This window comes from Streptomyces sp. NPDC050564 (assembly GCF_044457265.1).
In the GTDB taxonomy this organism is placed as follows: Bacteria; Actinomycetota; Actinomycetes; order Streptomycetales; family Streptomycetaceae; genus Streptomyces.
In genome coordinates this window covers 115456-126663 of sequence record NZ_JBITGS010000015.1, presented here as the reverse complement: position 1 = coordinate 126663, position 11208 = coordinate 115456, and the positions used below count along the sequence as shown (strand labels likewise).

General features: G+C 71.2%; 11 protein-coding genes and 2 pseudogenes. 7 read left to right on the top strand and 6 right to left on the bottom strand.

Translation table 11 applies throughout. From position 1 onward, the window contains the following. A partial coding sequence (locus ACIBK0_RS24340; protein ID WP_399083617.1) for a serine/threonine-protein kinase occupies positions 1 to 1038 on the bottom strand: 1038 nt, incomplete at its 3' end. Between the two features lie 211 nt (positions 1039 to 1249). On the opposite strand from ACIBK0_RS24340, the gene ACIBK0_RS24335 reads away from it, so the two are divergent. Further along, the gene (locus ACIBK0_RS24335; RefSeq protein WP_399083614.1) at positions 1250 to 1768 is read left to right on the top strand and encodes a hypothetical protein; all 519 of its coding nucleotides are present in this window, start codon (positions 1250 to 1252) and stop codon (positions 1766 to 1768) included. On the opposite strand, the gene ACIBK0_RS24330 is transcribed toward ACIBK0_RS24335, so the two are convergent. After that, the gene (locus tag ACIBK0_RS24330) at positions 1761 to 3500 is read right to left on the bottom strand and encodes a serine/threonine-protein kinase (protein WP_399083959.1); all 1740 of its coding nucleotides are present in this window, start codon (positions 3498 to 3500) and stop codon (positions 1761 to 1763) included. The two genes, ACIBK0_RS24335 and ACIBK0_RS24330, sit on opposite strands and share 8 nt — an antisense overlap. Before the next feature lie 107 nt (positions 3501 to 3607). Continuing rightward, positions 3608 to 4456, bottom strand: a complete 849-nt coding sequence (locus ACIBK0_RS24325; RefSeq protein ID WP_399083611.1) for a menaquinone biosynthetic enzyme MqnA/MqnD family protein — start codon at positions 4454 to 4456, stop codon at positions 3608 to 3610. 332 nt (positions 4457 to 4788) lie between these two features. Between ACIBK0_RS24325 and ACIBK0_RS24320 the strand changes: the two genes are divergently transcribed. Beyond that, on the top strand, positions 4789 to 4992 hold the full coding sequence (locus tag ACIBK0_RS24320) for a cold-shock protein (protein ID WP_010986243.1): 204 nt from the start codon (positions 4789 to 4791) through the stop codon (positions 4990 to 4992). Positions 4993 to 5088: 96 nt separating this feature from the next. On the opposite strand, the gene ACIBK0_RS24315 is transcribed toward ACIBK0_RS24320, so the two are convergent. After that, positions 5089 to 5664 (bottom strand): helix-turn-helix domain-containing protein, encoded by a 576-nt coding sequence (locus ACIBK0_RS24315; RefSeq protein WP_399083607.1) that lies wholly within the window; start codon positions 5662 to 5664, stop codon positions 5089 to 5091. A 68-nt stretch (positions 5665 to 5732) separates the two neighbouring features. Here ACIBK0_RS24315 and ACIBK0_RS24310 point away from each other — a divergent pair, with 68 nt between their 5' ends. From ACIBK0_RS24310 to ACIBK0_RS24300, 3 genes are all read left to right on the top strand, one after another. Beyond that, positions 5733 to 6413 carry an AzlC family ABC transporter permease gene (locus tag ACIBK0_RS24310; protein ID WP_399083604.1) on the top strand — a complete coding sequence of 227 codons (681 nt, stop codon included), beginning with the start codon at positions 5733 to 5735 and terminating at the stop codon, positions 6411 to 6413. Further along, entirely contained in the window at positions 6410 to 6724 is a 315-nt protein-coding gene (locus ACIBK0_RS24305; protein WP_399083601.1) for an AzlD domain-containing protein, read from the top strand. Before ACIBK0_RS24310 ends, ACIBK0_RS24305 begins: the two co-directional genes overlap by 4 nt. 114 nt (positions 6725 to 6838) lie before the next feature. Beyond that, the gene (locus tag ACIBK0_RS24300) at positions 6839 to 7270 is read left to right on the top strand and encodes a hypothetical protein (protein WP_399083598.1); all 432 of its coding nucleotides are present in this window, start codon (positions 6839 to 6841) and stop codon (positions 7268 to 7270) included. Between the two features lie 45 nt (positions 7271 to 7315). On the opposite strand, the gene ACIBK0_RS24295 is transcribed toward ACIBK0_RS24300, so the two are convergent. Continuing rightward, a complete protein-coding gene (locus ACIBK0_RS24295) occupies positions 7316 to 9214 on the bottom strand; it encodes an AMP-dependent synthetase/ligase (protein WP_399083595.1) in 1899 nt (632 codons plus the stop codon). Positions 9215 to 9557: 343 nt separating this feature from the next. Further along, positions 9558 to 9788: pseudogene (locus ACIBK0_RS24290) on the bottom strand (acetyl-CoA C-acyltransferase); the annotation flags it as partial. Positions 9789 to 10005: 217 nt separating this feature from the next. Here ACIBK0_RS24290 and ACIBK0_RS24285 point away from each other — a divergent pair. Both ACIBK0_RS24285 and ACIBK0_RS24280 read left to right on the top strand, forming a co-directional pair. Further along, a pseudogene (locus ACIBK0_RS24285) lies at positions 10006 to 10233 on the top strand (SDR family oxidoreductase); the annotation flags it as partial. Beyond that, positions 10233 to 11111: a MaoC family dehydratase gene (locus tag ACIBK0_RS24280; protein WP_399083592.1), complete on the top strand. Its 879-nt coding sequence runs from the start codon at positions 10233 to 10235 to the stop codon at positions 11109 to 11111. The pseudogene ACIBK0_RS24285 and the gene ACIBK0_RS24280, both read left to right, overlap by 1 nt. Positions 11112 to 11208 lie beyond the last annotated feature (97 nt).

Below are 11208 nucleotides of genomic sequence, written 5' to 3'. Positions count from 1 at the left end.
GCCCGGCGGAGTTCCGTACGCCGGGGCGGGCGTGCCGCCCTGCATCGCCGGCGGCGGTCCGAAACCCGCGGCCGAGGCGGGAGCCGGAGCCGACGCGTGGGCCGGATCCGCGGGCGGGGCCGGAGCCGATGCCGGTGCCTCCGGTGCCTCCAGATCCAGGATCCCCGCCGCATGCGTGGCGATCGTCGAAGCCAACGCCGAGGGCAGCCAGTTGGTCAGTACGGTCTCGACGCCGCCCGGGGCCAGAGCCGCCACGAGTTCGGCCGGGGCGGGACGCTGGGCGGGGTCCTTCAACAGACACGCGCGGATCAGACCCAGCAGGGACTGCGGTACGCCGGTGAGGTCAGGCTCGCCGTGGACGATCTGGTAGAGCATGGCCGCGTGGGAGGCCGCGTCGTCGCCGAAGGCGTTGTGGCCGCCGGCCGCGAACGTCAGAACGGCGCCCAGGGAGAAGACGTCGCCCGGTGTGCCGACGTCCCGGCCCAGGGCTTGCTCGGGCGGCATGTAGCCGGGTGAGCCGACCACAACTCCCGTCTGGGTCATACGGTTTGCGTCGACCGCACGTGCGATGCCGAAGTCGATGACACGGGGGCCATCGGCGGCCAACAGGACGTTCGAGGGCTTGAGGTCACGGTGGATCAGGCCCGCCGCGTGGATCTCCTGGAGGGCGGCGGACAGCCCCGCGCCCAGTGCGCGGACCGTGTGTTCGGGGAGTGCGCCGTGGGCTTCCACCACGTCGGTGAGGTCGGGGCCGAGCACGTACGACGTGGCCAGCCACGGCAGCGCCGCGTCCGGGTCGGCGTCGACGACCGGGGCGGTGTAGCGGCCCGAGACCGCGCGGGCTATCTCGACCTCGTGCTCGAAGCGGCGGCGGAAGTCGCCGTCCGCGGCCAGGTCCGGGCGTACGACCTTCACCGCGACCGTGCGTCCGCCGGGCGAACGGGCCAGATACACCCGGCCCATGCCGCCCGCACCCAGTCTTCGCAGCAACCGGTAGCTGCCCAACTCCCGTGGATCGTCGGGCTGCAGTGTCTCCATGGTCGGGCCTTCCCCGTTATCGCCTCTGCGTCGCCTGTACGGATTGCGGTCCGTGCGGTGCGCGTGATGGTGTTCGCTTTCGCAGACACAGTAGTGACGGGTGGGACGGACGAGGAGGGCAGGCCCGGTGAGTGGTTCGGCGAGGCCGAAGCGACGGCGAGCGGCGGGGGCATCTCTCCGATGCGGCCATGTGCCGGGCCGGAAGGCCTCGGTGTCCGAACGTCACTGGAAGCGTGCGCGGGCCTTCGGCTTCGCCTTCCTGGTCCTCCTGATCTCCGTGGGCGCAGTAACCGCGCTGGTCGTGGGGCCCCTCGCGTGGGCCGGTGACCTCTGGCACGAGGTCGCGCCGGACTGGCCGGGCGGTGGTTACGGCTTCGCCGTCTCGGCCGGGCTGCTTTTCCCTGTCTCGCTGCTCCTCTTCGGGGCGCCGCTGACGCGGGTGAAGTGGAAGACGGACAGGGCTCGTTCGCTGCCCTGGATCGCGCTGGCACTACCGGGCGGGGCACTGGCCGTCATCATCTCGGCCGTCGCCCTGCAGACCTGGCATCCCAAGCGCAGTCACCGGTACGGCTTTTGCTCGTCGGCCGGCGAGTACTGCTGGATCAGCGGCCGTTACCCCTACGTCTCCCTCGTGGGCCTGGCCGCAACCGTCGTCGGCGCGGTGCTGCTGATCACGGCCTGCGGTCTGTACGCCAGGCGACGCCGGGCATCTGAACCGGCGGCTACTTGACCTTCGCCATCCGCGCCACCGGGTCCCCCGCCTCCGAGTTGTCCTGCTCGAACTTGAGGTCACCCCCGACGGGAGTCAGCCGCACCTCGTGCTCGCCCTTGGTGCAGACGTCACGGTTGGACTTCTTGGCGATGCTCGTGGCGACGAGCTGCTTCTTCGTGACCTGCTTCAGGATGAGTACGTCGTCGCAGAGGCCGCCGATCTGGTCGGTCTGGCGGAAGGTGCCCAACTCCTTGCCCACAGCGGCCTGGTGGACGGTGACCCGAAAGGTGCCCATGGGGAGGGTGCCGCCGAGTGCCAGGCCGTCGCCCTCCCAAGTGCCCAGGTAGGAGGCCGGGATCGCGGACGAATACTCCCCGTCGCCCGGAGCGCTCGCCGTGGCCGAGGGGTGCGCCCCGCCCTGCGAGCTGCCCGCGTCGTTCGACCCGCCGCCACCCGGCATCAGGTCGAACAGGAACGCCGAGCCCACCGTCACCGCCGCCAGCGCTCCCGCGACGGCGAGGGCGACCGTGCAACTCATCCTGCGGCCACGGCCGTTCGCACCGGGTATGGAGGTCGCGGCCACGCTGACGGAGACCTTGCCCGGGTGTCCGGGGGGCGGTGGCACCGCGTCCTGCGGCTGCCGCCGATCCGGAACTCCGGGTACCTGCGCAGGCATCACAGGCGGCGGCCCGAACGCCCCGGCCGACAGCGGCACCCCGGTCCCAGCTCCGGACCCCGCTCCGGTCCCTCCTCCCGCCCCGCCTCCGGACTCTCCCCCTTCCCCTGCTCCCGCTCCTGAATCCGCCTCCACCGAAGGACTGCTGAAGCCCACCGGCCCGGAAGGCGCCGCCTCGGTCGCCTCAAGGTTCAGCAGCTGTACGGCACTCCGGCTCACCTGCTCCACCAGAGCGCCCGGCAGCCATCCCGCCGTCACCAGCCGGGCCGCGCCCTGCGGGGCCAGCCGGACCGCCACCTCGTCGGGAGTGGGACGCGCCCCCGGGTCCTTCGCCAGGCAGGCCGACACCAGTTCGCGCAACTCCCCTTCCATGACGCCCAGTCGGGGCTCCTCGTGCACCACCTTGTAGAGGAGAGCGGCGGAGGAGTCCCCGGGGAAGGGGGACTCGCCCGTCGCTGCGTACACGAGGACCGCGCCGAGGGAGAAGACGTCCGCCGCTCCCGCGACCCCCTTGCCGAGGATCTGCTCGGGCGACATGTAGCCGGGGGAGCCGACCGAGACCCCCGTCGAGGTCAGCGACGCCGTGCCGTCCGTGGCGCGTGCGATGCCGAAGTCGATCAGCAGAGGACCGTCGAGGGTGAGCAGCACGTTCGACGGTTTGACGTCGCGATGGACGAGCCCCAGCGTGTGCACCGCCGAGAGCGCCTCGGCGAGGCCCGCGCCGAGGACTCGTACCGAATGCACCGGGAGGCGACCGCCGTCCGCGACGGCGCCGGCCAGCGAGGGACCGGCCGCGTACCCCGTGGCGACCCAGGGGACCGACGCCTCCGGATCCGCGTCCAGGACCGGGGCCGTCCACGCGCCGCCCACGCGCCGAGCGGCCTCGACCTCACGGCGGAAGCGGGCGCGGAACTCCTCGTCGAGCGCGAAGTGCGGGTGCACTATCTTGACGGCGACCGTACGGCCGCCCGCGCTGCGGCCCAGGTAGACGCGCCCCATGCCGCCGGAGCCCAGTCGGCCGAGCAGCCGGTAGGGCCCCACGACCGTGGGTTCGTCGACTCCGAGCGGCTGCATGGCGCTCACGGCTCATCCCTCCCCCGTACGCACCGGACGCACTGCCCAGCAGCGTAGTGCCGTATGCGCCGCCGCAAGCGCCCCGAGCCCGAGGACCCGATGGACCCTCAGGACTCCAGCAGTCGTACGTTCACATCCGTCGGGAACCCCGTCGTCGCGCCGACCCGGCGCGCGAACTCCCGTACCGCTTCCAGCTGCGGACGGCCGAAGCGGAAGTCGAGCGTCGTGAAGTACTGCGCCAGGACCTGCGCGTCGAAGGCCTCCCAGCGCGCCGCCTGCTCGGCGACCTTGCCGACCTCGTCGAGGGAGAGGTCCCGGGACGCCAGGAACGCCTCGTGCACCTTGCGGGTGACGGCCGGCTCGCGCTCCAGGTAGTCGCGCCGGGCGGCCCACACGGCGAAGACGAACGGAAGGCCCGTCCACTCCTTCCACAGGGTGCCGAGGTCGTGCACCTGAAGACCGTACTTCGGCCCGTCGAGCAGATTGGCCCGCAGCGCCGCGTCACCGATGAGTACGCCGGCGTCCGCCTCCTGCATCATCAGACTGAGGTCGGGAGGGCACGTGTAGTACGACGGCTGGACGCCGATCTTCTCGGCCAGCAGCAGCTGCGCGAGCCGAACGGACGTCCGCGAGGTCGAGCCGAGCGCGACCCGGGCACCGTCCAGTTGGTCCAGCGGGACCTGCGAGACGATCACGCAGGACATCACCGGCCCGTCGCAGCCCACGGCGATGTCCGGGAAGGCGACCAGCTCGTCGGCGTGCTTGAGGAACTCGACGAGCGTGATCGGCCCGATGTCGAGCTCGCCCTGCACCAGCTTCTCGCTGAGCTTCTCCGGGGTGTCCTTGGTGAGCTCGAAATCGAGGAGCGTCCCCGTTCTCGCGAGCCCCCAGTACAGGGGCAGGCAGTTCAGGAACTGGATGTGGCCGACGCGCGGCCGGGTGCGAGAATTGTCCACATCGCGAGGCTAGACCCCATGGGGTACGGTGCAGGCTTCAGGGTCCCGGAGTGGTTCCGGAAACTATCTCGACCCCTTGTGTCAACCCTTGTGACACCGCGACGTCAACCCATCCCCGACCGGGGTCAAACATTCGGGTGACGTGATCTTGCCCTCTATTGCTTTCGGCTGCCTGCGTGCTAGGCTCGCCGCAAGTTGCAGTTTGGTTTCCCTTGCAGTACAGAGCCTGCGGAGCATGTGACCGCGGGCTCTCGTCGTTTTCAGACGTATGCAGTTGTTTACACAATCGCAGGTTCTGGAGCAGGGCAACCCTTTGGGCCCAAGGAGGGCTTATGGCTACCGGAACCGTGAAGTGGTTCAACGCCGAAAAGGGCTTTGGTTTCATCGCCCAGGAAGGCGGCGGCCCGGACGTCTTCGTCCACTACTCCGCGATCAACGCGAGCGGTTTCCGCTCTCTCGAAGAGAACCAGTCGGTTTCCTTCGACGTCACGCAGGGTCCGAAGGGCCCGCAGGCGGAGAACGTCACCCCGCTCTAAGCCTTCGGCTCCATGAGCCCAATGCTTTGATCCGGAACGGATAGCAGTACCCAAGGAGCCCCGCGCCAGCCGGTCGCGGGGCTCCTGCCTTTGTGTTCACACGTGCTGCATCACGAGCACGAATGTCGTCCCGGGCTCCAGCGCCTCGTAGGCGTGCGGTACGTCGCCGCGGTACGACATGTAGTCGCCGGGCCCCAGCTCCACCGCGTCCCCGGCAGGCCCCGCCTTCACTCTCCCCGTGCTCACGATCAGGTGCTCCACCGTGCCCGGGATGTGCGGCTGCGACTCCCGGGCCGCGCCCGGCTCCGCCCGCAGGTGGTAGAGGTCCCGGCGGGCGCCGGGCGGGCTGGCCGACAGCAGGGTCGCGACATAGTTGGCCTGCTCCGAGGCGACAGTGGGCCCCCGACCGGCGCGGATCACCTGGACCGCCGGAGCCGGCGGCTCGACCAGCGCGCTGAACGGCACCCCCAGCGCCACGCCCAGCGCCCAGATCGTCTCCATGCTCGGATTGCCGCTCGCCGCCTCCAGTTGGGACAGCGTGGACTTCGCGATGCCGGCGCGTTTGGCCAGTTCGGAGAGGGAGAGTCCGGCGCGGGCGCGCTCGCGGCGCAGCGAGGCGGCGATCCAGTCGAGGGGGAGGCGGGACGGGGGCCCGTCCTTTGCGTCAGTCACTTCGTTCGCTCCATCGGTACGATCGTTCTCCTTGACGAACAGAGCACTCACTGTTCATTGTAGAAAGCATGCGTTCGCTACTCCGAACACCCTTGACCGGCGACCGGGAACTGCTCAGGGACGTCGCCCTCGTCTGTCTCGCCGGCGGGATCGTCGGTGTGTCGTTCGGGGCCATCGCCGTGGCCGGCGGGCTGCCCATGTGGGTGCCGGTGGTGATGTCGCTGGTGGTGTACGCGGGTTCGGCGCAGTTCAGCGCGGTGGGGATTCTGCTGGCCGGGGGCGGCCCGTTCGCCGCGGCGGCGACGGGGCTGCTGCTCAACACGCGTACGGCGGCCTACAGCCTCGCCGTCGCCGACATCATCGGACGCGGACGCGTCACCCGTCTGGTCGGCGCCCATCTCGTCACCGACGAGACGGTGGCCTTCGCCCTGGCTCAGCCCGACGCGCGACGACGCCGGGCCGCCTTCTGGATCTCCGGCGTCGTCCTGTTCGTGTCGTGGAACCTCTGTGTGCTCGGCGGCGCCCTGGCCGGGAGCGCGCTGGGCGACACCGGGACGTACGGGCTCGACGCGGCGTTCCCCGCGGTGCTCGCGGCGCTGGTGCTGCCCGCGCTGCGCGGGGACGCCGGCGTACGGCGGGCCGCGCTCGCCGGAGCCGCGGTGGCACTGGCGGTGACCTCCCTCGTCCCTGCCGGGGTGCCGGTGCTGCTGGCACTGGCGGGGCTGCTGGTCGTGGGGAGACCGGCATGACACCGACAGTGGCCGCCGTCCTGGCCCTCGCCGTCGGTACGTACGCCTTCCGGCTGGTCGGGCCCTTGCTGCACGGGCGAGTCGAACTTCCCGCACGTGTCCAGGAGTTGCTGTCCACTGCCGCGGTGGTCCTGCTCGTGGCACTGCTCGCCACGGGGGCGCTCACCGAGGCGCACGGGTTCGCCGGGTGGGCGCGGCCCCTCGGGGTGCTGGTGGGTGGGGTGCTGGCGTGGCGGAGGGCGCCGTTCGTGGTGGTGGTGCTGGGAGCGGCGGCGGTGACGGCGCTGCTGCGGGCGGCGGGGGTGGCCTGAGGCGACGGCGGCGTGGCGCGATGACGCCAGTTCCCAGGGATCCGGCGCAGGCGTTGCGCGCCGCATGATTCATTTGGCCCGCTCGCTTGCATTACCCCATCGAAAGGACGCACCGTGCGGAAATTGCTGATCGGCCTGGTTTCGCTCGCCGCGACCGCAGGGCTGGGCCTGGTTGCCGCGCCCACCGCTTCGGCGGCTGCGCAAGGCGCCTATGGATGCGCCGGCTCCGAGGTGGACACGTACAACATCAAGGACACCGACGGGTCCGTCTGGGGCACGCTCCACCTGTTCTACTCGAGCGCCAACGGTGGCACCAACTGTGTGGTCAACGTCGCGAGGAAGTACTACGGGCAGAAGCAACTGCTCGAGGTCAGCATCCGGCAGGGCGACCGGTTCAAGAAGCAGGAGGACTACTTCTACGAGTACGCCGGCCCGGTCAGCCTGACCGGCATGGACGGACACTGCGTCACCGTCAGCGGCTGGGTGACGTCTCCCAGCGGGTCCAAGGCGGTCGGCGACCAGTGGGCGGACGTCCACTGCGGCTGACGGTGATCAAGCGGTTCTGAGCCGACCTCGCGGCGCCCGCGCGGCTCACCGCTCGTACAGCCCCTCCACCTCCCGCCCGAAGTCCCGCATGACCGCCTCCCGGCGCAGCTTCATCGACGGGGTCAGATGGCCCGCCTCCTCCGTGAAGTCCACCGGCAGGACGGCGAAGCGGCGGATGGACTCCGGGCGGGAGACGAGTTTGTTCGCTTCGTCCACCGCTCGCTGCAGGATCCGGCGCAACTCCTCGTCGTTCACGAGGAGTTCCGCCGGAACCGGGTGCTTGCGGTTCATCTGACGCCAGTGGGTGATCCCGTCGAGGTCGAGGGTGATCAGGGCGGTGATGTAGGGACGACCGTCGCCCAGGACCATGCACTGGGAGATGAGGGGGTGGGAGCGGAGCCAGTCCTCCATGGGAGCCGGGGCGACGTTCTTGCCGCCGGCGGTGATCAGGATTTCCTTCTTGCGGCCGGTGATGGTCAGGTAACCCCCGTCGTCCAGCTCGCCGATGTCGCCGGTCGCGAACCAGCCGTCCGGCGAGGCGGCGACCACACCGCCCGCGTGCGGGTCCCAGTAGCCGCGGAAGACCTGCCCGCCGCTCAGCAGCACCTCCCCGTCGCCCGCGATCCGCACCCGGGTGCCGGGCAGCGGCCAGCCCACCGTGCCCAGCCGCGGCTTCTGCGGCGGGGTGACCGTCGCGGCCGCGGTGGACTCCGTCAGCCCGTACCCCTCGAAGATCTCGATGCCGGCGCCCGCGTAGAAGGCGGCGAGGCGGCGGCCCAGTGGGGAACCGCCGCAGATGGCGTAACGGACCCTGCCGCCGAGGGCGTTGCGGATACGGCGGTAGACGAGCGGGTCGTAGAGGGCGCGGGCCGCGCGGAGGCTGCGGCTGGGCCCCGGGCCCGTGCCGTGCTGCCGGGCCTCGACCGCCTCGCCGTACTTCCTCGCGATGCCCGCCGCGCGATCGAAGGACGAGCCGCGGCCCATCTTCTCCGCCGTCGCGCGGCCGGTGTTGAAGACCTTCTCCAGGACGTAGGGGATGGCGAGGAGGAAGGTCGGTTTGAAGGAGGCGAGGTCTGCGAGCAGGTCCTCGGTCTGAAGGCTCGGCGCGTGGCCCAGTTTCACCCGGGCACGCAGACAGGCGACCGCGACCATACGGCCGAAGACGTGCGAGAGCGGAAGGAAGAGGAGCGTGGAGGCCGGGTCCTGGGTGCGGGACTTGAAGATCGGGTAGAGCAGTTCGACGGCGTTGTCCACCTCGGCGAAGAAGTTGCCATGGGTGAGGGCGCAGCCCTTGGGGCGACCGGTCGTGCCCGAGGTGTAGATGAGGGTGGCGAGCGTGTCGGGACCCAACACCCCGCGCCGTACGGTGACTTCCTGGTCCGGGACGTCCTGCCCGAGCTCGGCGAGGCGCTCCACATGACCCTTCTCGAAGACCCACATGTGGCGCAGGTCGGGTATGCGGTCCCGCTCCGGGCCGAGCGCGGCCGCCTGCGCGACGGTCTCCACGGCGAGCGCCACGGCGCCCGAGTCCTGAAGGATCGAGCGGGTCTGGTAGTTGGAGGAGGTCGGGTACACGGGGACGGTGACGAGGCCCGCAGCCCAGGCGGCGAAGTCCAGGAGCGTCCATTCGTACGTCGTCCGGGACATGATGGCGATACGGTCGCCCGGGGCCAGGCCCTCCGCGATCAGCCCCTTCGCCACCGCCTGCACCTGCGCGGCGAACTCCGCCGCGCTCACATCCGTCCAGCGGGTGCCGTCCTGGGACCTCCGGCTGAGCACCGCCTCCCCCGGGGTGGCGCTCGCGTTGTCGAACGGGATGTCCGCGAGGGAACCGTGGGTCACCGGTGCGACGAGGGGCGGCAGCGCGACCTCGCGTACGACTCCGTCCAGCCGCCTGATCTCGGGCTCCGTGGGGGGCGGTTCGGGGGAGTACAGGCTGGACACGGGCGGCTCCTTGTCGGCCGGGGGCCGGGGCGGGTGCGAGGGCGCGCCAGAGGGCGCGAATCCTCATACGGCCCTGGGGGGTGAGGGGTTCACGGGGTGTCGGCAACCGGGTGAGACGGGGATCCTACGGCGCGTGCGTGTGGGGTTTGTGGGGCTTTGGGGCGGGCGCGGTGCGAGTTACCCGGGGTATCGAGGGTTTCTTTCGCCCCCTCCGCCCCTTCCCGTCCCGTACCTGGGGCCTGCGCCCCCAGACCCCCTGGGGTTGCCCTTTGGGTGCCGGCCGGCGGGGGCTTGTCGCGCAGTTCCCCGCGCCGCTGACGGGGCGCTCCGCTCACGCGCGCCTCTCGCGGGCGAGGTTGAAGTCCCGGCTGTGTTTGAGGACCTCCCCGGCAACCAACTCCCCTACCGCGCCCGGCCCTTCGAGCCCGTACCGCTCGACGAGGCCGTCGACCACCGCGGCCGGCATCTCCTGGTTGGAGGCGGTGGCGTACGGGCCGTCGGAGCGGGCGAACGGGATACGCGCACCGCCGACGACCGCGACGGGGCGCGCCTTCGGCGGCTTCAGGAGAATCATCTCGACCTGCCCCTCACCTTCGACACACGTCGACTTACCTACGGTAACCTTACTCCAGAGTAAGCATCCGAGGGGCAGGGAGCTGGACATGGCCGACCGCTATCTGAGCTTCGCCGGCACCGCGCCCGGCCGTTTCCTCACACGGCGGCTCGGGCTGCCGCAGCCGACGGCTCTTCGTCGCTGGTCGCCCCGGCATCCGTCACTGACGGGCGACTTGGAGCACGGGGTCACCGTCAACGCGGTCGCGCCGGGTTTCATCGAGACGGGAATGACGGCCGCCGCCCCCCTCCTCATCCGCGAGGTGGGCCGCCGGATGAACTCCCTCACCCAGGGCGGGCTGCCCGCCGACGTCGCCGAGACGACGGCCCGGCTCGCCCACCTGGCCTCCGGCGCGGTCAACGGCCAGGTCGTACGGGTCTGCGGCCAGAGTCTGCTGGGGGCGTAATGTCCGACACCCTCACCAGCTCCCCCGGGCTCGGGCCGCTCCTCGCTCGCGGTGCCCTTCTCTCCCCGCTCAAGCGTCCCCGCCCCGACGCCGCCGTGCCCGCGACCCGGCTCGTTCTCCCCGGCGTGCGCGTCGACCTCGCCCGACTCGCCGCCTACGAGCGGGTGTGCGGCTTCGCGACGGGGGCGGACGCGCTGCCCGTCACCTACCCGCACGTCCTCGGGTTCCCGCTGGCCATGCGGATCATGACGGGCCGTAGCTTCCCGCTGCCGCTGCTCGGACTGGTGCACACGTCGATCGAGATCACCCGGCGAAGCGAGCTCGCGGCCACGGCGGCGTACGAACTCGCCGTGCACGTGGCGGGCCTGGCGCCGCACCGACGGGGCACCGAGGCGACCGTCGTGACCGAGGCACGGACCGAGGGCAGCCTCGTATGGGAGTCGCGGAGTACGTACCTCGCGCGGCACGGCCGGAGGAATCAGAAGAACCGTGACCACACGACCGACACGCCCGCCGCTCCGCACCGGCCCCCGGACGCCAAGCCCCTCCCCGCCCTCCCCTCCCTCGCCGAATGGCGTCTCGCCGGAGACGTCGGGCGGCGTTACGGGGCCGCTTCCGGGGACCGCAACCCCATTCACCTCTCCCCCCTCACCGCTCGCCTCTTCGGCTTTCCCCGCGCCATCGCCCACGGCATGTGGACCGTCGCCCGCTGTCTCGCCGCGCAGCAGGTCGACGCATCCGTATACGTGCGGGCGGAGTTCAAGGCGCCCGTTCTGCTCCCGGGCACAGTGACGTACGCGGCCGACGGCGGGTGTTTCGAGTTGCGGGGCGGGGAGCGGGTCCACCTCAGTGGTGAGACGCGCGCGTTGTCCGACTGAGCGCGGGGGCCGCAGGGACCACCACGGCGGCTCCGGCCGCTCCCACGGCCCCTGGGCGCCGGCCGCGGCGGACGGCGCGCACGGGGCACCGCCGACG